The sequence below is a fragment of the Methylopila henanensis genome (genome assembly GCF_042681025.1).
GTDB lineage: Bacteria > Pseudomonadota > Alphaproteobacteria > Rhizobiales > Methylopilaceae > Methylopila > Methylopila henanensis.
On the sequence record NZ_JBHUER010000004.1, the window covers coordinates 258,913 to 282,446 of the forward strand.

21 protein-coding genes are annotated in these 23,534 nt (G+C 70.9%); 5 read left to right on the forward strand and 16 right to left on the reverse strand.

All coding sequences use genetic code 11. The features are described 5' to 3' along the window. The first annotated feature begins 121 nt into the window (after positions 1–121). A complete protein-coding gene (locus ACFSCV_RS07540) occupies positions 122–541 on the forward strand; it encodes a nuclear transport factor 2 family protein (protein ID WP_378798524.1) in 420 nt (139 codons plus the stop codon). A gap of 16 nt (positions 542–557) precedes the next feature. On the opposite strand, the gene ACFSCV_RS07545 is transcribed toward ACFSCV_RS07540, so the two are convergent. From ACFSCV_RS07545 to ACFSCV_RS07590, 10 genes are all read right to left on the reverse strand, one after another. Continuing rightward, positions 558–1,616 carry a fatty acid desaturase family protein gene (locus tag ACFSCV_RS07545; protein ID WP_378798526.1) on the reverse strand — a complete coding sequence of 353 codons (1,059 nt, stop codon included), beginning with the start codon at positions 1,614–1,616 and terminating at the stop codon, positions 558–560. 197 nt (positions 1,617–1,813) lie between these two features. After that, a complete protein-coding gene (locus ACFSCV_RS07550) occupies positions 1,814–4,618 on the reverse strand; it encodes a [protein-PII] uridylyltransferase (protein WP_378798528.1) in 2,805 nt (934 codons plus the stop codon). A gap of 132 nt (positions 4,619–4,750) precedes the next feature. Further along, positions 4,751–4,975, reverse strand: coding sequence for a hypothetical protein (locus ACFSCV_RS07555; protein ID WP_378798530.1), 225 nt, complete (start codon positions 4,973–4,975; stop codon positions 4,751–4,753). A gap of 31 nt (positions 4,976–5,006) precedes the next feature. Continuing rightward, a complete protein-coding gene (gene mutS, locus ACFSCV_RS07560; protein WP_378798532.1) occupies positions 5,007–7,679 on the reverse strand; it encodes a DNA mismatch repair protein MutS in 2,673 nt (890 codons plus the stop codon). 101 nt (positions 7,680–7,780) lie between these two features. After that, positions 7,781–8,767, reverse strand: a complete 987-nt coding sequence (locus ACFSCV_RS07565) for a beta-ketoacyl-ACP synthase III (RefSeq protein ID WP_378798534.1) — start codon at positions 8,765–8,767, stop codon at positions 7,781–7,783. Next, positions 8,764–10,032 (reverse strand): adenosylmethionine--8-amino-7-oxononanoate transaminase, encoded by a 1,269-nt coding sequence (locus tag ACFSCV_RS07570; protein WP_378798536.1) that lies wholly within the window; start codon positions 10,030–10,032, stop codon positions 8,764–8,766. Before ACFSCV_RS07570 ends, ACFSCV_RS07565 begins: the two co-directional genes overlap by 4 nt. Then, positions 10,029–10,652, reverse strand: a complete 624-nt coding sequence (gene bioD / locus ACFSCV_RS07575) for a dethiobiotin synthase (RefSeq protein ID WP_378798538.1) — start codon at positions 10,650–10,652, stop codon at positions 10,029–10,031. Before bioD ends, ACFSCV_RS07570 begins: the two co-directional genes overlap by 4 nt. After that, the gene (locus ACFSCV_RS07580; protein WP_378798540.1) at positions 10,649–11,791 is read right to left on the reverse strand and encodes an 8-amino-7-oxononanoate synthase; all 1,143 of its coding nucleotides are present in this window, start codon (positions 11,789–11,791) and stop codon (positions 10,649–10,651) included. The genes bioD and ACFSCV_RS07580 overlap by 4 nt, the downstream gene beginning before the upstream one ends. Next, positions 11,788–12,723 (reverse strand): biotin synthase BioB, encoded by a 936-nt coding sequence (bioB, locus tag ACFSCV_RS07585; protein ID WP_378798828.1) that lies wholly within the window; start codon positions 12,721–12,723, stop codon positions 11,788–11,790. Before bioB ends, ACFSCV_RS07580 begins: the two co-directional genes overlap by 4 nt. Before the next feature lie 164 nt (positions 12,724–12,887). Then, on the reverse strand, positions 12,888–13,430 hold the full coding sequence (locus ACFSCV_RS07590) for a DUF3016 domain-containing protein (RefSeq protein ID WP_378798542.1): 543 nt from the start codon (positions 13,428–13,430) through the stop codon (positions 12,888–12,890). Positions 13,431–13,771: 341 nt separating this feature from the next. On the opposite strand from ACFSCV_RS07590, the gene ACFSCV_RS07595 reads away from it, so the two are divergent. Together ACFSCV_RS07595 and ACFSCV_RS07600 are read left to right on the forward strand one after the other, a co-directional pair. Beyond that, positions 13,772–15,973, forward strand: a complete 2,202-nt coding sequence (locus tag ACFSCV_RS07595; protein ID WP_378798544.1) for a TonB-dependent siderophore receptor — start codon at positions 13,772–13,774, stop codon at positions 15,971–15,973. Continuing rightward, positions 15,970–17,199: an MFS transporter gene (locus ACFSCV_RS07600; protein ID WP_378798546.1), complete on the forward strand. Its 1,230-nt coding sequence runs from the start codon at positions 15,970–15,972 to the stop codon at positions 17,197–17,199. The genes ACFSCV_RS07595 and ACFSCV_RS07600 overlap by 4 nt, the downstream gene beginning before the upstream one ends. 9 nt (positions 17,200–17,208) lie before the next feature. On the opposite strand, the gene ACFSCV_RS07605 is transcribed toward ACFSCV_RS07600, so the two are convergent. Together ACFSCV_RS07605 and ACFSCV_RS07610 are read right to left on the reverse strand one after the other, a co-directional pair. Then, entirely contained in the window at positions 17,209–18,114 is a 906-nt protein-coding gene (locus ACFSCV_RS07605; RefSeq protein WP_378798548.1) for a hypothetical protein, read from the reverse strand. A gap of 134 nt (positions 18,115–18,248) precedes the next feature. Beyond that, positions 18,249–18,866: a DUF1134 domain-containing protein gene (locus ACFSCV_RS07610; RefSeq protein ID WP_378798830.1), complete on the reverse strand. Its 618-nt coding sequence runs from the start codon at positions 18,864–18,866 to the stop codon at positions 18,249–18,251. A 168-nt stretch (positions 18,867–19,034) separates the two neighbouring features. Here ACFSCV_RS07610 and ACFSCV_RS07615 point away from each other — a divergent pair, with 168 nt between their 5' ends. Further along, positions 19,035–19,487, forward strand: a complete 453-nt coding sequence (locus ACFSCV_RS07615) for a YHS domain-containing (seleno)protein (protein ID WP_378798550.1) — start codon at positions 19,035–19,037, stop codon at positions 19,485–19,487. Positions 19,488–19,491: 4 nt separating this feature from the next. Here ACFSCV_RS07615 and cysQ read toward each other — a convergent pair whose 3' ends face one another. Next, entirely contained in the window at positions 19,492–20,301 is an 810-nt protein-coding gene (gene cysQ / locus ACFSCV_RS07620) for a 3'(2'),5'-bisphosphate nucleotidase CysQ (RefSeq protein ID WP_378798552.1), read from the reverse strand. A 138-nt stretch (positions 20,302–20,439) separates the two neighbouring features. Here cysQ and chpT point away from each other — a divergent pair, with 138 nt between their 5' ends. Continuing rightward, entirely contained in the window at positions 20,440–21,120 is a 681-nt protein-coding gene (gene chpT / locus ACFSCV_RS07625) for a histidine phosphotransferase ChpT (RefSeq protein WP_378798554.1), read from the forward strand. A gap of 21 nt (positions 21,121–21,141) precedes the next feature. On the opposite strand, the gene ACFSCV_RS07630 is transcribed toward chpT, so the two are convergent. The 3 genes from ACFSCV_RS07630 to ACFSCV_RS07640 all read right to left on the reverse strand — a co-directional run bounded on the left by ACFSCV_RS07630 (position 21,142) and on the right by ACFSCV_RS07640 (position 23,455). Beyond that, a complete protein-coding gene (locus ACFSCV_RS07630) occupies positions 21,142–21,570 on the reverse strand; it encodes a L,D-transpeptidase (RefSeq protein WP_378798556.1) in 429 nt (142 codons plus the stop codon). A 156-nt stretch (positions 21,571–21,726) separates the two neighbouring features. Beyond that, entirely contained in the window at positions 21,727–22,614 is an 888-nt protein-coding gene (locus tag ACFSCV_RS07635; RefSeq protein ID WP_378798558.1) for a 2-hydroxy-3-oxopropionate reductase, read from the reverse strand. 76 nt (positions 22,615–22,690) lie between these two features. Then, positions 22,691–23,455: an HpcH/HpaI aldolase family protein gene (locus ACFSCV_RS07640; protein WP_378798560.1), complete on the reverse strand. Its 765-nt coding sequence runs from the start codon at positions 23,453–23,455 to the stop codon at positions 22,691–22,693. Positions 23,456–23,534: the final 79 nt, after the last annotated feature.

Genomic DNA, 23,534 nt, shown 5'->3' on the forward strand with positions numbered 1-23,534 from the left:
CCCGCCATCATCCCGGTTGACTTTTGGAACGATCGGTATAGCTCTAATTCTGGAACGATCAGTTTAGCTGGCGCGCGCCGCCGGTCAAGGTCGTTCGACCCGGACTCAAAAGGAACTCGATATGTCTTACTCCGATCAGGAAAACGCGAACCGCCGCCTCGTGACCGAAGCGCTGAAGGACGCGTCCCAGGATTTCACTCGGTTCTTCGAAACGATTTTTGCGCCCGACGTCGAATGGACGATCGCCGGACATGGCCCGGTCGCGCGCACCTATCATGGCCTGAAGGATCTCTTCGACAACGCCGAGGAAGCGCTCTTCGCGCGCTTCGCGGAACCGCTGAAGATCACGACCCGTGGCGTCTGGGCCGACGGGGACAAGGTGTTCGCGCAGATCGACAGTTCGAGCCGGGCCATCGACGGCGAGCCCTACAGGAACGGCTACATGTACATCATGACGATCAAGGACGGGAAGGTCGTCTCAGGAATCGAATGGCTGGACCTGAACGCCTATTACGAGATCCTGAAACGCGTGCGGGTGTGACAGGCCACGGCACGCCTTACTCGCCCAGAACCACCTCCGCGACCGCGTTCTTTCGCGAGCGGATCGCGCCGAGCAGGCGGCCGGTGACGTGCCAGAAGCCGCGGTGGCTGCCCTTGTGATAGGGGCTGTCGGGCGGCAGCGTCGCGCAGAGGCGGGCGTGGGCCGCGCCTAGCGCGTGGTAGGGCAGGCGCGGCAGCAGGTGGTGCAGGCCGTGGTAGCGCAGGCCGACCGGCGCCCACAGCATCGGCAGGGTCGCCGGCGGCGGCACGTTCACGCTGTCGAGGAACTGCTCGGTCGCAGTCATCTCGGCGCCGTGCTCGTTCTCCCAGTGATGGGCGACGAGGGTGCGGAACTGGTTGACCACCGCGACCGCCGAGCCGAGCGCGAGCGCGGTCAGGAACACCGGAAGCGCGATCACGCCCGCGGCGGTGAGCGCCAGGAAGGCGAGCGCCCAGAGAGCGCAGAGCGTCTCCAGCAGCCGGAAGCGGCGGGCCTGCTCGCCTGCTGGCGTGTCGCGCTTGAACTCCGGGTTGATCGCAAGCGCCGAGCAGCGCTCGATCACGAAGGTCCGGAGCTTCGGCGAGGCCCAGGACAGCGGCGCGAGCACGGCGAAACGGATCAGCAGGCCGAGCGGCGCGAGCGCCGAGACAGCCAGGAACACGGCGACCTGCGCCAGCGCGCCGTTCGCAAGCGGCAGGTATTCCGGATCGAGCTTCGTGCCGTAGCGCGACTTGGCGTGATGCTGGTTGTGCACGCCCTCGTACATCAGCGAGGGCGTGAGGAACGGAACGCCGATCAGGGCGTCGTAGCCGGCGCGGAAGCCCGGCACGTCCTGCGGCCGGAGGTGGCTGACCTCGTGGATGAAGCTGACGCCGCGGTAGAAGGCGAGGGTGGCGACGACGAAGAACGCCGCCTTGAGGCCGAGGCCGGGCGCCAGCACGACGCCGGCGAAGCTCGCGTAGGCGACGGCGGCCGTCAGGATCAGGTCGGTCCAGTAGACCGCCGGCCGCGCGGCCGCGAGGTCGGCGCAGAGCTTGTGGGCGGAGGCGACGAGGTTCTGGTCGGGTGCGGACAAGGGGTTGCGCGCTCGCGTCGGGGGCTTTGCGCCGCCTGACGGCGGCGCTTCGGGCGCACCTTAGCATTTCGTCGGCGCTTCGTCGCCGCCGCGGCGCCCATCCCACGCGGAGGCTGTCATGCGCGGACCGGGCGGCCGGGCTTGGAACGCGCATTTTCGCGCAGGTTCGAACCGGCGGCCCGGACGCGGCCTGAGCGTCAGGCGCGTTCCTTCGGCTTGTGGCGGTCCCGGTCGCCGGCCTCGAGCGCGGCCGTCATGTGGCGGCGGATGGTGTTCTGCCGGGCGGTTGAGCTCACCTTCGCGCCGGTGAGGTCGGTGACGTAGAACACGTCGACCGCGCGTTCGCCGAAGGTCGCCACATGGGCGGAGGCGATGTTGAGGTTGAGCTTCGAGATCGCGGTGGTGAGCTCGTAGAGCAGGCCGGGCCGGTCGAGCCCGACCGCCTCGATCACGGTGTGGCGGTCGGACCAGGCGTTGGTGACGTTGACCTCGGGCGTGACCTGGAAGGCGCGCGGGCGCCCCTTGTGGCCCTTCACCTTCTGCTCGACGATGTCGAACAGCCAGATGTCGCCGGTCAGCGCCTGCTCCACGCTCTCGGCGATGCGGCGGGCGCGGCGCAGCTCGTCCTCGTCCTGCGGGAAGGCGCGGCCGATGAAGATCGAGTCGAGCGCGAAGCCGTCGGTGGTGGTGTGGATGTGCGCGTCCATGATGTTCGCGCCGCCGGCCGCGCAGGCGCCGGCGATGATCGACAGCAGGCGCGGATGGTCGGGCGCGAGCACGGTCAGCTCGGTCACGCCGCGGAAGGCGTCGGTCTTCACCTCGGTCGCGAGCTTGCAGCCGTCGGCGCAGGCCTCCTTCAGGAAGCGGGCGTGGGCGACGGCGCGCTGGGGCTCCACCTTGAGCCAGTAGGGCGGGTAGTGCCGCAGCGCGTAGGCCGCGAAGGCCTTGTCGGTCCAGTCCGGCAGGGCGGCCCGGAGCTCGCGGCGCGCCTGCTCGACCTGGCTGTTGCGGTCGCCGATCTCGCGGCCGCCGGTGAGCGCGTTCTCGGTCTCCCAGTAGAGCGTGCGCAGCAGCTGGCCCTTCCAGCCGTTCCACACGCCCGGCCCGACCGCCTTGATGTCGCAGATCGTCAGGATCAGCAGCAGCTTCAGCCGCTCCGGGCTCTGCACGATCTTGGCGAAGTCGGCGATGGTGCGCCGGTCCGACAGGTCGCGCGACTGCGCCACGATCGACATGGTGAGATGCTGCTCGATCAGCCAGGCGACCGTCTCGGTCTGCGCCGCGGTGAGGCCGAGCCGCGGGCACAGCCTGCGGGCGATGCGCGCTCCGGCGACGGAGTGGTCCTCCGGCCGGCCCTTGGCGATGTCGTGCAGGAACAGCGCGACATGCAGCACGACGCGGTCGCGCACCAGAGCGATCAGCTCGTTCGCCAGCGGGTGCTGGTCGCCGGCCTCGCCGCGCTCGATCTCCGACAGGATGCCGATCGAGCGCAGCAGATGCTCGTCCACCGTGTAGTGGTGGTACATGTTGAACTGCATCATCGCGACGATCTTGCCGAAGTCGGGGATGAAGCGGCCGAGCACGCCGGCCTCGTTCATCCGCCTGAGCGTCACCTCCGGCGAGCGCCGCGACGTCAGGATCTCCAGGAACAGCCGGTTGGCCTCGGCGTCGTCGCGCAAGCCGCCGTCGATCAGCTTGAGCGAGCGGGTGACGAGCCGGACCGCCGCCGGATGCAGCGCGAGACCGTGGGCGTCGGCGAGCTGGAAGAAGCGGATCAGGTTGACGGGATCGCGCGCGAAGGCCTGGTCGTCGGCCACGTTCAGCCGCTCGTGCTCCACGACGAAGTCGCCGAGCGGCTTCAGCTTGCGGCGCGGCTTCAGCCGGGTCAGGAAGCGGTCGAGCCTGGCCTTGGGCTTGGCCTCGCGCTCCTCCAGCGCGTAGCAGAGGATCGCGGTCAGGTCGCCGACGTCCTTCGCCACGAGGAAGTAGTGCTTCATGAAGCGCTCGACGTCACGCAGGCCGGGATGCTCGGTGTAGCCGAGCGCGATCGCGATCTCGCGCTGCAGGTCGAACGACAGCCGGTCCTCGGGCCGCCCCGTGATGAAGTGCAGGTGGCAGCGCACCGCCCAGAGGAAGTCCTCGCACTTGTGGAACAGCTTCAGCTCGGCGGCCGAGAACAGCCCGACGCCGACAAGCTCCTCCACGTCGTGGACGCGGTAGACGTATTTCGCGATCCAGAACAGCGTGTTGAGGTCGCGGAGGCCGCCCTTGCCCTCCTTGACGTTCGGCTCCACGAGGTAGCGCGAGCCGCCGGACTTGCCGAGCCGGTCGTCGCGCTCGGCGAGCTTGGCGGCGGCGAACTCGGCGCCGGTGCCCTCCACCACCTCGGCGTCGAAGCGGCGCATCTTCTCGGCGAAGATCTCCTCGTCGCCGCAGAGGTAGCGGGCCTCGAGCACCGCGGTGCGGATCGTCATGTCGGCGCGCGACAGCCGCACGCATTCGTCGATCGAGCGGGTGGCGTGGCCGACCTTGAGGCCGGCGTCCCACAGCACGTAGAGCATGGCCTCGACCACGCTCTCGCCCCAGGCGGTCTGCTTGTAGGGCAGCAGGAACAGCAGGTCGACGTCGGAGCCCGGCGCCATCGCGCCGCGGCCGTAGCCGCCGACGGCCGCGACGCAGAGCCGCTCGCCGGAGGAGGGGTTCTGGCGGGGATAGAGGTCCTCGGTCGCGTGTTGGAACAGGGCGCGCAACACCGCGTCCATCAGGCCGGACAGGCGCTGGGCGCACAGCATGCCGGCTGCGTCCTCCTCGAGCCATTTGCGCGCGGTGGCGCGCCCGCTCGCGAGCGCTTCCTTCACCCGGGCCACGACCTCGTTGTGGCGCGTCTGGCCGTCGCCCTTCCGTTTCGCGGCGATCGCCGCGAAATCGGCCGCGAGCGCCTTGGCGTCGCAGAGCTCGCGGGCGTCGCGCGCGGCGCGCAGGCGTTGACGGACGGTGGACATCGGAGGACTCGCAGGCGTCGAAGCGGACGATCGGTCGGTTCGGGCGCGGAACATAAGGGGACAGGCGTTAAAGCGCCATGCGTGGGACCTCCAGCGAGGGTTGAACGCGAAGAAAGCCCCAAACCCGGCTGATCAGGACGCAGCCGAATCTTGCGGAACGAGATGCTCCGGCTCCAGCCAGATCGAGTGCATCGCAGGAGCGAGCCCGACGACTTCGCCGACCTCGAGTTCGTAGAGGTCGCCCTGCCTGCCGACGATCGGAAACACCCGGCCGACGCAGAGGTGAAAGATCGCGCGGCTGTCCGCGGGCAGTATTGCGGGGAGGATCGAGACCTTCATCAGATCGCCGATCTTCATCGCGGCGGTTTCCGAAACTGCGCCGCGCCCATCATTCCTTCCGCAGCGCCTTCAGCCTGTAGAGCGCCTCCAGCGCGCCCTTCGGGGTCAGCTCGTCGGGGTCGATGGCGTCGAGCGCTTCTGCGAGCGGGTCGGGGCCGGCCTCGGGCTTCGGCCGGGTCGCGGCGAACAGCGGCAGGTCGTCGATCATGCGTTCCACCGGCGAGGCGCGGTCGGCGGCCTCCAGCTCGTCCAGCACCGCCTTGGCGCGGCGCACGACGGAAGGCGGCAGGCCGGCGAGCTTCGCCACCTGGATGCCGTAGGAGCGGTCGGCGACGCCGGGGGCGACCTCGTGCAGGAACACCACCTCGCCCTTCCACTCCTTCACCCGCACGGTCGCGTTGCGCAGCCGGCTCAGGCGGCGGGCGAGCGCCGTCAGCTCGTGGAAGTGGGTCGCGAACAGCGAGCGGCAGCGGTTGACCTCGTGCAGGTGCTCGATCGCGGCCCAGGCGATCGACAGGCCGTCGAAGGTGGCGGTGCCGCGGCCGATCTCGTCGAGGATCACCAGCGAGCGGGGACCTGCGGTGTTCAGGATGGCGGCGGTCTCGACCATCTCAACCATGAAGGTGGAGCGGCCGCGGGCGAGATCGTCGGCCGCGCCGACGCGGCTGTAGAGCCGGTCCACCACCCCGATATGGGCGGCCTTCGCCGGGACGAAGGCGCCGGCCTGCGCCAGCACCGCGCACAACGCCGCCTGCCGGAGATAGGTCGACTTGCCGCCCATGTTCGGTCCGGTGACGAGCTGGACGAGGCCGGCGTCCGCCTCCGGCTCCGACAGCGCGACGTCGTTTGGCACGAACGGCTTGCCGGCGCTCTTCAAGGCCCGCTCGACGACGGGATGGCGCGCGCTTTCGAGCCGGAAATCGAGCGAGGCGTCCATATGCGGGCGCGCATGGCCGCAGTCGACCGCGACCTCGGCGAGGCCTGCGGTGACGTCCAGCACGGCGAGCGCCCCGGCGCAGGCGGCGAGCCCGTCCCAGCCGGCGGAGACGCGCGCGGCGAGCGTCTCGAACAGCTCGAGCTCCAGCTTCAGCGCGGTGTCGCCGGCCTCGCCGATCCGGCGTTCGAGATCGCCGAGCTCGGTGGTGGTGAAGCGCATGGCCCCGGCCATGGTCTGGCGGTGCACGAAGGTCTCGGCATGGGGGGCTTTGAGCAGGCGCTCGCCATGCTGCTGGGGGACCTCGATGAAATAGCCCAGCACGTTGTTGTGCTTGATGCGGAGCGTGCGGACGTCGGTCGCGTCGGCGTATCCGGCCTGAAGCTGGGCGATCACCTTGCGGCTCTCGTCCCGCAAGCTCCGGGCTTCGTCCAGCTCCCGCGAGGCGCCCGGCCGCACGAAGCCGCCGTCGCGCTTCAGCAGCGGCAGGTCGTCGGCGAGCGCGGCCTCGAGATCGCGCGCCAGCGCATGGTCGGCGCGGGCGAGCGTGGAGGCGACGCCTGCGATCTCCGCGCCTTCCTCGGCGAGGCCGTCGATGCGGGCGGCGAGCTGTTCCGCCGCTTTCAGCGCGTCGCGGATGGCGGCGAGGTCGCGGGGGCCGCCGCGCCCGAAGGCGATGCGCTGGGCGGCGCGCGCGAGATCGGGCGCGGCGCGCAAGGCGGCCCGCACCGCGCGGCGACGGTCCGGCGCCTCCACGAAGGCTTCGACCGCGTCGTGCCGGCGGGCGATGGCCGCGACGTCGGTGAGCGGTCCTGCGAGGCGGCTCGCCAGCAGCCGCGAGCCGCCGGCGGTGACGCAGGCGTCGATCACGCTGAGCAGGCTGCCCTCGCGATCGCCGCCGAGCGTGCGGGTGAGCTCCAGATTGGCGCGGGTGGCGGCGTCGATCTCCATGGTCGCGCCGCGCCCCTCCCGCACGGGCCGCGCGAGCGGCGGCCGGCTCGCGAGCTGGGTGCGTTCGAGATAGCCGACGACGGTCGCGGCGGCGGCGAGCTCCGCGCGGGTGAGCGCGCCGAAGGCGTCCGCCGTCGCGACGCCGAAATGGCCGGCGAGCCGGGCGTCGGCGCGGGCGGGGTCCGTCAGGTCGCGGGCGACCGGCGTCACCGCCGCGCGGGTCTCGGCCGTCGCGGGCTGAAGCTCGGCGAGAAGCGCCTCGGGAACCAGGATCTCCGCCGGATCGAGCCGGGCGAGCGCCGCGCCGAGCGTCTCCGCCGCCGTCTCGCCGACCGCGAAGGCTCCGGTCGAGACGTCCACATGCGCGAGCCCGAAGGCGAAGCCGCCGGTCTCGGCGCGGGCGCGCGCCACCGCGACCAGCAGGTTGGCGCGTCGGGGCTCCAGCAGCGCGTCCTCGGTCAGCGTGCCGGGGGTCACGAGGCGGACCACGTCGCGTCGCACGACCGACTTTCCGCCGCGCTTCTTCGCCTCCTTAGGGTCCTCGGTCTGCTCGCAGACCGCGACGCGGTGGCCGGCCGCGATCAGGCGCTGCAGGTAGTCGTCGGCGCGCTCCACCGGCACGCCGCACATCGGAATGTCCTCGCCGAGATGCTTGCCGCGCTTCGTCAGCGTGATGCCGAGCGTGCGGCTCGCGATTTCCGCGTCCTCGAAGAACAGCTCGTAGAAGTCGCCCATCCGGTAGAACAGCAGGCTGTCGGGATTGGCGGTCTTGATCTCGACGTACTGCTCCATCATCGGCGTCACGCGCGCGGGGGCGGTATCGCGGACTTCGGTCATGGAGCCTTCTTCGAGCCGGATGGCGGACGCCGATCCCTACCATGGCGCGAAGGCGCAGGACGAGGCGCAGGCCGGCGCTTACCCGCCGTCATCCCCACCTCTCACGCCCTGAGCAGCATGGCTCCGCCGGTCAGCCCCGCGCCGGCGGCGGCGAGCAGCAGCCTCTCGCCCGGCGCGATCGGCCGCGCCTCGGCGCTGAGCGCGAGCGAGAGCGGGATGGTGGCGGCGGAGGAGTTGCCGAACTCGGCGATCGACGAGACCATGGCCTCGTCGCGCACGCCGAGCCTCGCGCCGACGGCCGAGAAGATGCGGGCGTTGGCCTGGTGGGGGACGAAGCGGTCGACCGCCTCCGCCGCGACGCCGGCCTCGTCGAGAACCTCGCGCGAGCAGGCGGTCATCAGCTTCACCGCGTCCGCGAACAGGCCGCGGCCGTCGGCGATGGTCATGCGGGTGTCCTCGATCGGCGTGTCCGCCACGAACGGGCGCGCGCTGCCGCCGGCCGGTATGCCGACGAGGCCGTAGCCCGCGCCGTCGGAGGCGAGCGAGACCGCGACCGCGCCGCGGGTCGGGTCGGCGTCGGGCGCGAGCACGGCCGCGCCGGCGGCGTCCGCGAACAGCACCGAACTGCCGCGTTCGGCCGGATTGATGCGGCGGCTGAGCAGGTTCGCCGCGATCACCAGAACCGCCTGGCCGCGCGCCCGGACATGGGCGTCGGCGAGGCTGAGCGCGTAGAGGAAGCCCGCGCAGGCGCCCGCGAGATCGACCGCGCCGGAGCGTTCGAGTCCGAGGCGATGGGCGACCAGCGGGCCGCTCGGCGGCAGCAGGTGATCGGGGGTCGAGGTCGCGAGCAGGGTGAGGCCGATCGCGCCGCGGTCGATCCGGGCGCTCGCCAGCGCGCGCTCGCCGGCGACCGCGGCGAGGCCCGACAGCGTGTCGCCGTCGGAGGCCCAGCGCCGCTCGCGTATGCCGGTGCGGCGCTCGATCCAGCCGGGCTCCAGCCCGAGATCGGCCTCGATCTCCGCGCTCGTCACGCGCCGCTCGGGCGCGGCCCAGCCGAGCCCCGCGAGCCGGACGCCGGGCGATCTCATCGCGCAAGCCCCGCCACGTCCGCGGCCTCCTCGAAGGCGTCGAACACGCGGTCGAGCTCGGCTTCGGTGACGCAATAGGGCGGCATGGCGTAGAGCGTGTCCCCGAGCGGCCGCAGCAGCAGGCCGCGCTCGAGGAAGAACCGGCGCAGCTTCAGCCCGACCTCCGCGAGATAGCCGGGATCGGGCACCGCGAGGTCGACGGCCGCGATCGTGCCGCAGGCGCGCGGGTCGCGGAAGCGTGGATCGCTCTCGAAGCGGCGGACGCGCGCGGCTTGCGCCCGCGCCAGCGCCGCGATCCGCTCGGCGATCGGCTCATCGCGCCAGATCTCCAGATTGGCGACCGCCGCGGCGCAGGCGATCGGGTTCGCGGTGTAGGAGGAGGAGTGGAAAAAGGTCTTGGCGCGGTCGCTCGAATGGTGCGCGGCGAAGATTTCCCCGCTCGCGAGCGTCGCGGCGAGCGGGACGGCGCCGCCGGTGAGCCCCTTCGACGCGCACAGGATGTCCGGCGCGACGCCGGCCTGCTCGCAGGCGAACAGCGTTCCGGTCCGGCCCCATCCCGTCATCACCTCGTCGGCGATGAAGCACGCGCCGTGCTTTTCGGCGATGCGTTTCAGCTCCGCCAGAACCTGAGGCGTGTAGATACGCATTCCGCCCGCGCCCAGCACCAGCGGCTCTACGATCAGCGCCGCGACGTCGCCCGCGCGCGCCAGCGCCTCGAAGGCGTCGAGCGTCGCCTGCTCCCGGCCCGCGGCGGGGAAGGGGATGCGGCCGACCTCGAACAGCAGCGGGGCGTAGGGCGCGTTGAACACGCCGCGCTCGCCCACGCTCATCGTCCCGATCGTGTCGCCGTGATAGGCGCCTTCCATCGCGACGATCTTGGTCCGCGCTACCCCGCGGTTGGAGAACGCTCCGAGCGCCATCTTGAGCGCGACCTCGACCGCGGTCGAGCCGGAGTCGGAATAGAACACATGCGTCAGGCCGGCCGGCGCGAGAGCCACGAGCTCGCGCGCCAGCCGCTCGGCCGGCTCGTGGGTCACGCTCGCGAAGATCACCTGGTCGAGGCTCTCCGCCGCCTCCCGGATCGCCGCGACGATGCGGGGATGGCCGTGGCCGTGGGTCGTGACCCACCACGACGAAATGGCGTCGAGCAGCGCACGCCCGTCCGAGGTGTGCAGATACGCGCCCTGCGCGCGGACGACGGTCGGCGGGTCCGGTTCGAGCGCGTGCTGGAAGAAGGGACGCCAGACGGGGGAGGGGGACGTCATCGGAGCGGACGGATGTCGAACGCCGCCGCGAAGGCCGCCTTCAGCGTTTCGGGCGTCAGCGGGTCGAGCCGCTGCAGGCGTCCCAGGACCTTGACGCCGGAGAAGGCGGCGATGGTCGCGATCGTGTCGGGATTGTCGTCGCCCACGAAGGCGAGGCCGGCGATCGGGATGCGGCGCGCCTTCAGGGCCTCCAGCGACAGCAGCGCGTGGTTGATGCCGCCGAGCGCGGTGCGGGCGACGAGGACCACCGGAAAACCCCAGCGCGCGAACAGGTCGATGGTGAGGACGTCGCGCGTCAACGGGACGAGCAGCCCGCCGGCGCCCTCGATCACGAGTGGGCCGTCGACGGCAGGCGGTTCGAGGCGATCGACGTCGATCGCGACGCCGTTGAGCTCGGCCGCGAGGTGCGGCGAGGCCGGTGTCCTGAGCCGGTAGGCCTCGGGCAAAACGCGTTCGGGCGCGAGACCGGCGAGCGCCGCGGCGGCCTCGCTGTCGGTGGCCTCGTCGAGACCGGCCTGCACCGGCTTCCAGTAATGCGCGCCGAGCGCCGCCGCGAGCGCCGCCGCGACCACCGTCTTGCCGACGCCGGTGTCGGTGCCTGTCACCACGATCGGGGTCATGCCGCGGCCGCCGTCAGGGCCTCCGCGATGGCGTCGGTCAAGCCGGTCACGGCCGCCTCGTCCGCGTTCAGCGTGAGCGAGATCCGGAGCCGGGCCGTGCCCTCGGGCACGGTCGGCGGGCGGATGGCGCGGCAGTCGTAGCCCGCGGCCTGCAGCCGCCGCGCGATCGACGTGGCGCGGGCGTTGAGGCCGAGGATCACGGGCTGGATCTGCGTGCCCGTCGGCGTCACGCCGAGAACGCCCAGCCTGCGGCCGGCGAGTTCGACCAGCCGCGTCAGCGCCGCGCGCCGTTCGGGCTCGTCGGCGACGATCCTCAGCGCTTCGCGCACCGCCGCCGCCATCAGCGGGGAGGGCGCGGTGGCGTAGATGAAGGGCCGGGCGCGGTTGACGAGGAAGTCGACGATCGGCGCAGGCCCGGTGACGAGCGCGCCCGAGGCGCAGAGCGCCTTGCCGCAGGTGTGGACCGCGATCAGCGAGGAGCGGCCCTCGAACGCCTCGCCGAGGCCGCGCCCGCCCGCGCCGAACACGCCGGTGGCGTGGGCCTCGTCCAGCAGCAGGAAGCCGTCATGGGCTTCGGCCACGGCGAGCAGGTCCGCGACCGGGGCCGCGTCGCCCTCCATGGAATAGATGCTTTCGGCCGCGATGAACGGGGTCCCGCGCCCACCGGTCGCGCGCCAGGCGCGGATCGCGTCGTCGAAGCCTTGCGCGTCGTTGTGGGGCGCGCTCGCGACGTCGGCCTTGGTCTGCCTGAGGCCGTCATGCACGCTGGCGTGGACCAGCGCGTCGTGGACCACGAGGTCGCCGCGCTGCGGCAGCGCCGCGACCAGCGCGACGTTGGCGGCGTAGCCCGAGCCGAGGAACAGCGCGCGCTCGGCCCCGAAGAAGACCGCCGCCTCGGCCTCCAGCGCCTCGTGTTCGGGATCGTTGCCGCGCAGCAGGCGCGAGCCGGCCGCGCCGACGGCGACCCCGCGCGCGAGCGCGTCGCGCACGGCGTTGGCGAGGCGCGGCGACGCGCTCAGGCCGAGATAGTCGTTCGAGGCGAAGTCGACGCCTGCGCGCGGGATCAGCGCGCGGCGGCGGCTGCGGCGCTCCAGCCCGTCGAGCGCGGAGGCGTAGCGCGCCAGGCCCGCGGCGGTCATCCCGCGGCGCCCGGAGCCTCCGGCTTGATCCCGAGGCGGCGGAACAGGCCCGCGTCGTGGTCCTCGCCGGGGTTGTCGGCGGTGAGCAGGGTCTCGCCGACGAAGATCGAGTTGGCGCCGGCGAGGAAGCACAGCGCCTGGGTCTCGTCCGACATCTCGGTGCGGCCGGCGGAGAGCCGCACATGGCTCGTCGGCATCATGACGCGAGCGAGCGCGATTGTGCGGACGAAGTCGATCGGGTCGATCGGCGCGGCGTTCTCGAGCTTCGTGCCGGGGATCGGGATCAGCATGTTGATCGGCACGCTCTCCGGCGCCTCGGGCAGGTTCGCGAGCGTCACCAGCATGTCGATGCGGTCGTCCTCGGTCTCGCCCATGCCGAGGATGCCGCCGGCGCAGACCTTCATGCCGGCCTGGCGGACGTTGTCGAGCGTCTCGAGCCGGTCGGCGAAGGAGCGGGTGGTGATGATCTCGGAATAGTAGCGCTCCGAGGTGTCGATGTTGTGGTTGTAGTAGTCGAGGCCTGCGTCCTTGAGACGGATCGCCTGCGCCGGCGACAGCATGCCGAGCGTCATGCAGGTCTCCAGCCCAAGCGCCTTCACGCCCTCGACCATGGCGACGACCATCTCCATGTCGCGCTCCTTCGGCGAGCGCCACGCGGCGCCCATGCAGTAGCGCGTGGCGCCGCCGTCCTTCGCCTTCCGCGCCTCGGCGAGCACCCGCTCGACCTCCATCAGCTTGGAGGCGGACAGCTTCTCGCCCGGCATGCGGGCGGACTGGCTGCAATAGCCGCAGTCCTCCGGGCAGCCGCCGGTCTTGATCGACAGAAGCTGGCTCATCTGCACTTCGTTCGCCGGGAAATGGCGGCGATGCACGGTCTGCGCCTGCAGGATCAGGTCCATGAACGGCTGCGCGTAGACGCGCCGCGCCTCCATGCGCGTCCAGAGCGCCTTGAGGGGGGCCTGAACCGCTGTCGCCGTGGAATTGGAAAGCGCCATCGCCCGCCCGTCCGCTGATGATGTGACCGCACTGCAATATCGCCTTACACGCATCCGCGGCCGCTGGAAACGCCCTCCGAACGGCGTAAGGCCGCAGACGGTCAGGGCGCCGGGCGGCGCAGCACCAGCCGCGACCGGAACCAGTCGGACAGCAGCTCCTTCTCGTAAGGCCAGCTCGACAGCGACGAGCGCGCCGACGGGTTCGCGAGATAGTTCATGTCGCTCAGGGTCTCTCGCCCGCGGGCGAGCGTGCGGCCGCGCTCCTTGAGGACGTAGGACAGCGTCACCCGCGGCGGCGTGACGTCGCGCAGCACCCGCACGTCCTGGAAGTTCGTCCGCCACGGCTCGAACTGGCCGGCGGGCCGCAGATCGATCAGCTCGATCGTGACCGACTGGCCCGCGGGTAGCCGGGTTTCGGCCAGCCGGGCGAGATGCCGCGACAGCGCGGCGAACGCCGCGTCCCGCTCGCGCGCGGAGCGGAACGCCAGCGTGTCGACGCCGGGCTGGCGGGCGACGCGCACCACGGCCTCGCCCGCGGCCACCGGGGCGGGCGAGAGCGCGACGACGGCCGCCGCGGCGAGCGCGCCGGCGCCGCCGCGGACGATCGCCGCCGCTCTGTGGCCGAAAAGTGACTCGGGGTTCATGGGCAGGTCTCCAAGTTATGCCAAATGCCATCGGCGGCGCGCGACGCCTCGGCCCGGTCGTCGCCGCGGCCTCGTCTTTCGCGCAGGCCGTTCGCGAATCACGGCTCCGTGATGTCGCGCGGCGACATCATTCGGCGAGGCGGCGATGATCTTGTCGCGTCGCCACGGGAAGACAATAAAATAACCTCCTAATCCCTGATATGCCCGGCATATTTCCATGGATGGCGGATGAATTCGCCATAGATTTGAATTGTTCGAATTCGAATATTTTCGCGAGCTCTTGAGTGTGCTGCGGAGTCTCCTGTACGGGCGGCATTCGTTTCACGCCGGAGTTCCGTTTCATGTCCCGTATGTCGCACGCTCTGCTTGCGAGCGCCTCGCTCGCCGTTCTGTCGCTGCCGCAGGGCGCGCAGGCTCAAGGCGCGGCCGGCGGGACGACGGTGCTCGAGGAGATCTCGGTCGAGGGGCAGGCGGCGGGCGCTCGCGTCGACGGCGCGCCGGGCGTCGCCACCAATGACGGCTACGTCGCCAAGACCACGCGCTCGGCCACCAAGACCGACACGCCGGTGAACGAGGTCCCGGCGACGATCAACACCGTCACCCAGAAGCAGCTCGACGACCGCCGGCCGCAGAATCTTCAGGAAGCCCTGAACTACACGCCTGGCGTTCGCACGGGCGCCTACGGCGCCGACCCGCGCTTCGACAGCTTCTTCATCCGCGGGGTTGACGTCACCTACACCGGCGTGTTCCGCGACGGCCTGCGCCAGTTCAGCAGCCCAAGCGGCCTCTTCCGGCTGGAGCCCTACGGACTCGAGTCGGTCACGGTGCTCAAGGGGCCGTCCTCCGCCCTGTACGGCGCCGGAGCCTCTGTCGGCGTCATCGACCTGATCTCGAAGCGTCCGACCGACTACAAGTTCGGCGAGGTCGAGGTCCAGACGGGCTCTCACGCGCGCAAGCAGGTCAGCTTCGACATCGGCGGGCCGCTGAACGAGCAGGGCACGGTGCTCTACCGGCTGACCGGCCTCGCGCGGGACGCGAACACAGAGATGAGATACGTGCCGGACGACCGCTACTTCATCGCGCCGGCCGTCACCTTCCGGCCGAGCGACGACACCGAGCTCACCATCCTGACCGAGTTCATGCATGGCCGGACCGGCGGATCGGCCGCCTATGTGAACCATTACGACGCCGACTTTAACTCGATCGGTGCGGTGAAGACGCAGCTCGCCAACGGCAAGTTCAACAACTTCACGCAGGATCAGGGCCGGGTCGGCTACGAGTTCAAGCACAGCTTCAGCGACACGGTCAGCCTCCACCAGAACGTTCGCGGGTCGGCGCTGACCCAGCGCGAGGAATACAATGGCCGGTACAGCGAACTCTCGGAGGCGGGCGGCGCCGGTCTGGTCAAGGAGCAGTTCGTCGCTCTGGCGGCGGACACCTATCTGAAGACCGAGCTTCAGACGGGTCCGGTCTCGCACACGCTGCTGACAGGCGTGGACGTCAGCCTGCTGAAGTACTCGTCGAAATATGCGTTGAGTTACTATTCCGATCCCGACGACATCCAAGTCCCGGATTTCGGATCGGATGCGGCGACGCCGTTCAGGTCCAAGCAGGATCAGAGCTTGGTCGGCGTCTATGCGCAAGACGAGCTGAAGATGGACGCCTGGCGTCTGACGCTCAACGGCCGCTACGACTGGTTCGACAGCACGTACAAGTCCAGTCAAGTGGCTGGCGTCTACGACGAACTCGGTAATCTTACGGGTTATGCGACGACGAGGGGAACGCAGAAGCAGAACGACGGCAAGTTCACCGGCCGCGTCGGCCTGAGCTACGTCACAGAGTTCGGTCTCACGCCTTATGTCGGCTACGGCACGTCCTTCGTCCCGAATCCGGGCACCGTCATCGACGGGACCGTGACGAAGCCGACCGTGGGCGAGCAGGTCGAGGCGGGCGTCAAGTACAAATTCCCGGACGTCAACGCGACCATCAACGCCTCCGTCTTTAACCTGAAGCAGGACGACGGCATCGTCTACGCGGTGGTCACGGACTCGTCCGGCTCAAGCAACCGGCAGACCCAGCTCGACTTCCGGTCGCGCGGCTTCGAGATCGAGGCTGCGGCGACGCTCGTGAACGGCGTCAACCTGCTGGCCTCCTACGCCTATGTCGACACCAAGATCGGCAAGCCTGACAGCATCAAGGGCAAGAACCTCACCAGCATTCCCAAGCACTCGTTCTCGCTCTGGGGCGGCTATGACGTGCCGGACGGCGCGGCGAAGGGGCTGAGCCTCGGCGCCGGCGTCCGCTACACGGGGCGCAACTTCGGCGACAACGCGAACCGCTCGGTCATCGCCAACAAGGCCCGCGCCTTCGTCGACGCCAAGGCGTCTTACGAGCTCGAGAACCTGAATCCCAAGCTGAAAGGGCTGAAGCTGCAGGTGAACGCCACCAACCTGCTCGACAAGGTCGAACAGGTCTGCTCGTCGAACTACTGCTACTTCGATGAGGGCCGCAAGGTCATCGCCAGCCTGAAGTACCGCTGGTGAATCTGGCGAACGGCCCGCGGAGCGGGAGCGCATCGCCGGTCCGGCTTCTGGTCGGGCTCGGCGGGCTCTACACCGCGCAGAGCGTGATCGGCGGGGTGATCTTCACGGGCCTCCCCGCCGTGATGCGCCAGAGCGGGGGGTCGCTGAACGACATCGCGCTCGTGCTGATCACGGTGCTGCCGTGGTCGTTCAAGTTCCTCTGGTCGCCGGCGGTAGAGCGGTTCCGCTCGCCGCATGTGGGGCCGCGGCGGTCGCGGCTGGTCGTGGGCGTGGTCGGCGCCTTCGGCGCCGGCGCGATCGCCGCCTGCGCGCTGATCGGAACCTCGGCGCTGCTGCCGCTGATGGTCGCGATGGTGATCGCCTCGTTCTGCTCGGCGACCGTCGACATCGCCTGCGACGGCCATGCGGTCGAAAGCCTCGCGGAGAAGGACCGCGGCTGGGGCAACGCGGTCCAGGTCGGCGGCGCCTATCTCGGTGCGGCGATCGGCGGCGGCCTGTTCCTCGTGCTGATCGACCATCTCGGCTGGACGCCGTCGACGCTGGTCATGGTCGCGATCCTGGTCGGGCTCGCGCTGCCGTTCCTGCTGGCGCCCGATGGGGCGCGCGCGGCCCGGCCGGACCGGCCGCCGCAATCGATCATGGCGGCGCTGAAGCGCCCGGAGATGCGGTCCGGCCTCGCGCTGATCGCGTTCTACGCGCTCGGCCAGAAATGGGCCTCGGTGCTGATCGGCCCGTTCCTGATCGACGCCGGCCTGAGCCTGACGCTGCTCGGCGTTCTCCAGGGCGTCGGCGTCACGGTCGTCGGGCTCGCCGGCGCGGCCGGCGGCGGCGCGCTGGTGCGCCGCTACGGCGCCTTCGGCGTCATGGCCGCCGCGCTCGCGGCCCAGGCCGCGGCGACCGTGGGTTTCGCGCTGTGCGCCTACGCCGAGATCCATTCCCCGGCGCTGCTCTCAGCCATCGCCTTCGTCTCGGCGGGCACGCTCTCGCTCGGCTTCGTCGCGGTCTATTCGGAGCTGATGGGACGCGCCTCGCCCGATCAGGCCGGCGTGGACTTCACCCTGTTCCAGAGCATGGACGCCATCGTGGCGGTGGTCGGCTGGTGGCTCGTCAGCGCGCTCGGCGACGCCTTCGGCTTCACCGCCGGCTTCGGGGTCGTGGCGGCCGCCTCGCTGGCGGCCTGCCTCGCGCTGGGGCTGGGCTTCGGCGGGGTTCGCGCGCCACGCTGACGGCCCGCCTCAGGCGTGGCTCGGCAGCAGCCCGGTTACGCCGGAAGCCGCCGCCGGCGGCTGGGGCTTCGCGCGCGCAGGCTCGACCGGCCGGCCGTCTTCGGCCCGCACGATCGCGTCGGCGAGTTCGTCGAGCTTTGTGCGCAGTTCGAGCATGAGGTCGTCGTCGGAGGCGGGCGACGGGGCCGCGCCGCGCGCGCTTGTCGCCCGGGCCGCGACCAGCGCCGCGGTCTCCTCGACGAGGCGCTTCTCCGCCGCGAGCCGCTGTGCCTGCGCTTCCGCGAGCAGCGCGGTTTTCGAGGCGGCCTCGGCTTCGATCAGCGTCAGCGCGTTCTGGGTGCGGGCGAGCCGCGCCTCGGTCTCGGCGAGGCTTGCGCGGGCCGAGACGAGCGCGGCTTCGGCGGCGGCGAGGTCGACGCGCAGCCCCTCCGCCGCGGTCTGGGCCGCGAGCGCCTCCTTGCGGGCCACGTCGCGGCCGCGGTTCGCGGCGCGCGCGTCCGATTTGGCGGCGTCGAGCGCCTTGAGGGCGTCGGCGAACTCGGCGCTGGTGCGGTCGAGATCGCCGCGATGCAGCGCGTTCTGAGTCTCGAGCCGCTTCACCGTCTCGCGCAGGTCCGCCGCCTCGGCCTTGAGCGCGAGCTGCCCGGCGCGCAGCGCGCCGGCCTCCACCCGCTCGCGCGCCGCCTCCGCCAGCATCGTCTCCGCCCGCCGCTCGGTCGCGCGCAGGGAGACGGCGTGCTCGGCGCGCAGCCGGTCCTGCGCGGCGACGATCTCGGAGACGGAGACGGGCAGCCGGCCCGCGAGCCGGCGCGTGGTGAGGCGCACCGCGCGGTTCCAGAACAGCGGCAGGAACAGCAGCAGGATCAGCGTCGCGACGCAGGCGCCGAAGGCGGCGTACAGGGCTGGCTCGACCATTCAGGCGTGCTCGCGGAATGCGATGCGGGGCCTCCGCGCGAGCGCCGCCGCCCCGGCGAGCGCCGGTGGCGTTCGTCGCTGGAGCATGGCACAGGCGCCCCCCGAGGCCAAGCCGGGGGAGCGCCGGGCGCGGATCAGAATGGGTTCCAGGTCGAGTGCGGCGTGACCTTGAGGTAGCCGACGTTGACGCCAAGCCGGACGCCGAGGCCGGTGCGGATCGGCACCAGCACGGTGTTGTAGTCCTTCAGCGCCGTCATGCCGAGGCCGCCGACCAGATAGGCCGAGCCGTTGACGCCGGCGAAGCGGCTGAAGATCGCCTCGTTCGCCGGCAGGTTGTAGACCAGGATCATGGTCCGGGCGCCGTCGCCGCCGAAGTCGAAGCCGAGCGAGGGGCCCTGCCAGTAGACGCGCTGCTCCTGGCCGTCGCGGGTGAACAGCTTGCCCTCGCCGTAGCGCAGGCCGCCGACGAAGGCGCCGGCGGCTTCCTCGCCGAGGATGTAGCCGTTGGGCTCGCCCCACTGGCTGGTGGCCTTCTCGACGATGCCCGCGAGGCCGCGCGACATCGAGCCGAAGAAGGCGTGGCCCTTGTCCAGGATCTCCTGGCTCGAATAGGTCGGTCGCGCCCCGCCGTACTCGCCGTCGGAATAGGCGGCGCGGGTGGGCTCGGGTCCGGCGTACTGCGCCGAGGCGGCGTGCGGGAGGGTCATGCCGGCCACGAGCGCTGCGGCGGCGACGATCGCGTTCCACGACATCGCGTTCATCCTTCTCGTCCGTGGGCGCGCTCGATGCCGTGCGAATCACGGAAGACGCGCCGATGCGTCGAATTTGAGCGATCGGGTTTACTCAAAGGTGAACGGCGCGGATGTAGAAGGAGCGGAGACGGGGAGGCCGCGACGGCGCGGCGGGGGAGGTCCGGCGACGTGCGCAGCGTTCTCGCAGCCTTGGCGATCGCAGGTCTCGGCGGGATCGTTCCCGCCGCGGCGACGCCCGGCGTCGACGAGCGCTACGTGTCCGACCCCGCGAATGGCATCGCGCTCTACGGCTACGATCCGGTCGCCTACTTCACCGACGGCCGCGCCGTGCCGGGACAGCGCGAGCACGAGGCCGAGTGGAACGGCGCCGCGTGGCGCTTCGCGAGCGCCGCGAACATGGCGGCCTTCCTGTCCGCTCCCGAGGTCTACGCCCCGCGCTTCGGCGGCTACGATCCTGCGGCGGTCGCGAACGGCGCGCCCGCGGCCGGCCATCCGCTGATCTTCGCCGTGCGCGGCGAGCGGCTCTATCTGTTCCGCACGCCCGACGAGCGCGACGCCTTCCGCGATCCGCGCCCCGCCGAGAAGGCCTGGCCGCGCGTCGAGGCCCAGCTCGCGCGCTGAGCGCTCAGCCCCGGCGTCCCCAGGCGACGAAGCCGCCGTTGCGGAAGCCGGCCTCGGACTTGCCGTAGCGGAACGGCGAGCCGTCGGGGGCCGTCACGGCGCCGCCCGCGGCCGCGAGCACGGCGTGGCCCGCGGCGGTGTCCCATTCCATGGTCGGGCCGAAGCGGGGATAGACGTCGGCCGCGCCCTCCGCCACCAGGCAGAACTTCAGCGATGAGCCGGCCGAGCGGCGCTCGGTGACGCCGAGCCGTTCGAGGAACGCTTCCGTCTCGGCGTCGGAATGGCTGCGGCTCGCCACCGCGCAGAGCGCGCCGGTCGCCGCCTGCCGGACCGAGACGTCGTAGAACTCGGCCTCGGCGGGCGTTTCGCGGATCGCGGCGACCGCTTTGCGGGCGCCGAGCCCCTCGGCGCCGATCCAGGTCGCGCCGAGCGCGGGCGCGTGCACGCAGCCGCCGACCGGCCGGCCGTCGACCACCAGCCCGACATTCACGGTGAACTCCCCGTTGCGCGACAGGAACTCGCGGGTGCCGTCGAGCGGATCGACCAGCAGGAAGGAGTCGGGGGCCGCGGCCGGCACGCCGTCGCGCGACGCGGCCTCCTCGGCGATGACGGCGACGCCCGGCAGCAGCCTGGCGAGGCCGGCATGCAGGATGGCCTCCGCCTTCTCGTCTGCGTCGGTGACGGGGCTGCGGTCGTCCTTCTCGCGCACGGCCACCGCCTCGGCGTCATAGACGTCGAGGATCGCGCGGCCGGCCTCGGAGCACAGTCCGGACAGGGCCGCGAGCAGGCGCGCGTCGAAGGCGGGCTGGGACATCGATCGGGCTCCGGGGGGGAGGGGACGGCGTCGCCTTGAGGGCGCGCAACGTAGCGTGTATCAGGCTCCAAGCCGTTCGTGGACAGCTTTGAGTCGGCTCGGCGTTCAGGTCCTCTCCAAGCCTCGGCAGGAGCTCCCATGTCAACCTCCGACGCCTCGCCGCCCTCGCAGATCATCACGCTCGACGGCCTCGACCTCGCGGCGCTGATCGCGAGCCGCGTCTGCCATGACGTGATCAGCCCGGTCGGCGCCATCGTCAACGGCCTCGAGATCCTCGAGGACGAGAAGGACGAGGGCATGCGCGGCTTCGCCTTCGACCTGATCAAGAAGAGCGCGGCGCAGGCCTCCGCGCGCCTGCAGTTCTGCCGCATCGCCTTCGGCGCGGCGGGATCGGCCGCGGCCGTGCTCGACCTCGGCGACGCCGAGCAGGTGGCGCGCGGCTTCATCGAGGACCAGAAGACCAAGCTGGTCTGGGAGGCGAACCGCCAGCTTCTGCTGAAGAACAAGGTCAAGCTGCTGCTCAACCTCGTGCTGGTCGCGACCACGACCATCCCGCGCGGCGGCGTCATCGCCGTCTCCGCCGAGGGCGAGGGCGACGCGACCGCCTTCCGCATCGTCGCGACCGGACCGACCGCGCGCGTGCCCGCAAACGTGGTCGATCTGATCGCCGGCCGCGCGCCGGAAGACCGCGTCGACGCCCACGTCATCCAGCCGTTCTACGCCGGCCTCGTGGCCAAGGCCGCGAACATGGAGGTGACGATCGAGGCCGAGGTGGAGGGCGAGCGCATCGTCACGCGGGCGACGCCCGTCGCGGCCTGAGCGCCGCGCGAAGCATGGCGTTCAGCGCGTGATGACGATGCGCGAGCGCGCCATGCCCTTCTTCTGCACCAGCGCGTAGAGCGTCGCCGCGTTCGCGGTCTGCAGGCGCACGCAGCCGTGGCTCGCGGGCCGTCCGAGCGAGCGCACATAGGTGGTGCCGTGCACGGCGTAGCCGCCGCGGAAGAACACCGAATAGGGCATCGGCGACATGTCGTATTTCCGGGAACGCCACATCTTTTCCGTGCGGAACGGCCGGTAGCTGCCGGTCGGCGTGACGTAGCCGCGACGCGCGGTGGAAACCGGCCAGGAATAGGCCCGGACGCCGTCCACCATCACGTCCATGCGCTGCTGCGAGAGGCTGATCTGCGCCACCACGGTGGCCTGCGCGGGCGCCGCGAAGGCGAGCCCGAAACCGAGGGCCAGCAGGCCCATGATCCTGTTCGATATCATGATCTACGCCCTGTACATGCCGCCCTGGCGGGGGCTTGACACATATGTGGCGTAAATGCGGCGAACTGTCGAATCACACGCGCGGCGCCGGGCCTTGGTCCGCGCCGAAGGCGGGCGGGACGCGCGACGTCGCGCGCCCCGTCGCGGGCCCTCAGGTCACGAGGCGTCGGCGATCTCGTGGTTCGACATGATCTCGAGCGCGCGGGCGAGGCCCGAATGGTCCCAGGCCTTGCCGCCGTTCGCGACGCAGACCGAGAACAGCTGCTGCGCGACCGCGGTCGCGGGCAGCGCGAGGCCGAGCGACTTCGCGCCTTCGAGCGCGAGGTTCAGGTCCTTCTGGTGAAGCTCGATCCGGAAGCCCGGATCGAAGGTGCGCCTGATCATCCGCTCGCCGTGAAGCTCGAGGATGCGCGAGGTCGCGAGCCCGCCGGTCAGAGCCTGCCGGACCTTGGCCGGATCGGCGCCTGCCTTGGACGCGAACAGCAGCCCTTCGGCGACCGCCCCGATGGTGAGCGCCACGATGATCTGGTTCGCGACCTTGGTGGACTGGCCCGCGCCGGTGGGGCCGACGAGCGTGACGTTCTTGCCCATCAGCTCGAACAGCGGCTTCACCTTGTCGAAGGTCGCCTCGTCGCCGCCGACCATGATGGTGAGCGAGGCGTTCTTCGCGCCGACCTCGCCGCCGGAGACCGGCGCGTCGAGATAGGCGGCCCCCCTGGCCGCGATCTTCTCGGCGAAGGCCTTGGTGGCGATCGGCGAGATCGAGCTCATGTCGACGACGGTCTTGCCGGCCGACAGACCCTCGGCGATTCCGTCCTCGCCGAACAGCACGGCTTCGACGTCCGGCGTGTCCGGCACCATGGTGATGACGACGTCGGACTTTTCGGCGACCTCTTTCGCGGTCGCGCAGGCCGTCCCTCCGGCGGCGACCAGCTCGGCCGGAACCTCGCGGCGGGTCTTGAGGAAGAGCGTGTGGCCGCCCGCGATGAGATGGCCCGCCATGGGCTTGCCCATGATGCCGAGGCCGACGAAACCGACGTTCATGATGGTCTCCCGTCTGTGGGTAAGGCTGTGGAAAAGCTGTTGAGAGACGGTGGGCGAGGGAAGCCGTACTCCCCCGTCAGCCTTTGAACCGGGCCGCGAGCGCTTCGGTCGTCCGGGCGAGCAGCGTCATATCGGAGCCGACCGCGGTGAAGATCGTGCCGGCGGCCATGTAACGGCGCGCGAGCGTCTCGTCGCCGGTGAGGATCCCGCAGGCGCGTCCCGTCGCCGTGATGCGTGCGATGGTCTTCTCGATCGCGGCGACGACGTCGGCGTGGCCTTGGCGGCCGATGTAGCCGAGGCTGGTCGACAGGTCGCCCGGGCCGACGAACAGGGCGTCGACGCCCTCCACGCCCGCGATCTCCTCGATGTTGTCGAGCGCCTTCTGGCTCTCGATCTGCACGATCACGCAGATCTCGGCCTCGCAGGTGGCGTGGTAGTTCGGCACGCGCCCGAAGCGGGCGGCGCGGGGCGCCTGGCTGAAGCCGCGCACGCCGCGGGGCGCATAGCGCGTCGCCGCCACCACGCGGGCCGCCTGTCCGGCGTCCTCGACGTTCGGGATCATCAGCGACTGCGCGCCGGCGTCGAGGATGCGCTTGATCGCGATCGGATCGTCGCTCGGCATGCGGATCACCGCCTGCGTCGCGTTCTCCATCATGGCCTGGAGCTGGACGTAGATGTCGCCAAGGTCGTTCGGCGAATGCTCCATGTCGAGCAGGATCCAGTCGAAGCCTGAGCCCGCGATCACCTCGGTGGAGATGTTGCTCGCGAGGCTCGACCACAGGCCGATCTGCTGGCGGCCGGACGAGATCGCGGCCTTGAAGGTGTTTTTCGGCATGTCCATGGCGCGTCGCTCTTCTCTTGGTCGGGCCGTCAATCGGCGTCATGCCCGGCGAAGGCGGGTATGACGGAGGGGGCGTCGT

Excerpts from the sequence above, each read along its gene's own strand:
- ACFSCV_RS07570 (WP_378798536.1), bottom strand. The coding sequence starts at position 10,032 with ATGACGTCCCCCTCCCCCGTCTGGCGTCCCTTCTTCCAGCACGCGCTC.
- ACFSCV_RS07610 (WP_378798830.1), bottom strand. The coding sequence starts at position 18,866 with ATGTCGTGGAACGCGATCGTCGCCGCCGCAGCGCTCGTGGCCGGCATG.
- ACFSCV_RS07590 (WP_378798542.1), bottom strand. The coding sequence starts at position 13,430 with ATGAACCCCGAGTCACTTTTCGGCCACAGAGCGGCGGCGATCGTCCGC.
- ACFSCV_RS07555 (WP_378798530.1), bottom strand. The coding sequence starts at position 4,975 with ATGAAGATCGGCGATCTGATGAAGGTCTCGATCCTCCCCGCAATACTG.
- ACFSCV_RS07595 (WP_378798544.1), top strand. The coding sequence starts at position 13,772 with ATGTCCCGTATGTCGCACGCTCTGCTTGCGAGCGCCTCGCTCGCCGTT.
- ACFSCV_RS07605 (WP_378798548.1), bottom strand. The coding sequence starts at position 18,114 with ATGGTCGAGCCAGCCCTGTACGCCGCCTTCGGCGCCTGCGTCGCGACG.
- ACFSCV_RS07640 (WP_378798560.1), bottom strand. The coding sequence starts at position 23,455 with ATGGACATGCCGAAAAACACCTTCAAGGCCGCGATCTCGTCCGGCCGC.
- bioB (WP_378798828.1), bottom strand. The coding sequence starts at position 12,723 with ATGGAGGCGCGGCGCGTCTACGCGCAGCCGTTCATGGACCTGATCCTG.
- ACFSCV_RS07550 (WP_378798528.1), bottom strand. The coding sequence starts at position 4,618 with ATGTCCACCGTCCGTCAACGCCTGCGCGCCGCGCGCGACGCCCGCGAG.
- ACFSCV_RS07580 (WP_378798540.1), bottom strand. The coding sequence starts at position 11,791 with ATGACCGCCGCGGGCCTGGCGCGCTACGCCTCCGCGCTCGACGGGCTG.
- ACFSCV_RS07630 (WP_378798556.1), bottom strand. The coding sequence starts at position 21,570 with ATGATATCGAACAGGATCATGGGCCTGCTGGCCCTCGGTTTCGGGCTC.
- bioD (WP_378798538.1), bottom strand. The coding sequence starts at position 10,652 with ATGACCCCGATCGTGGTGACAGGCACCGACACCGGCGTCGGCAAGACG.
- ACFSCV_RS07635 (WP_378798558.1), bottom strand. The coding sequence starts at position 22,614 with ATGAACGTCGGTTTCGTCGGCCTCGGCATCATGGGCAAGCCCATGGCG.
- ACFSCV_RS07565 (WP_378798534.1), bottom strand. The coding sequence starts at position 8,767 with ATGAGATCGCCCGGCGTCCGGCTCGCGGGGCTCGGCTGGGCCGCGCCC.
- ACFSCV_RS07540 (WP_378798524.1), top strand. The coding sequence starts at position 122 with ATGTCTTACTCCGATCAGGAAAACGCGAACCGCCGCCTCGTGACCGAA.
- cysQ (WP_378798552.1), bottom strand. The coding sequence starts at position 20,301 with ATGTCCCAGCCCGCCTTCGACGCGCGCCTGCTCGCGGCCCTGTCCGGA.
- mutS (WP_378798532.1), bottom strand. The coding sequence starts at position 7,679 with ATGACCGAAGTCCGCGATACCGCCCCCGCGCGCGTGACGCCGATGATG.
- chpT (WP_378798554.1), top strand. The coding sequence starts at position 20,440 with ATGTCAACCTCCGACGCCTCGCCGCCCTCGCAGATCATCACGCTCGAC.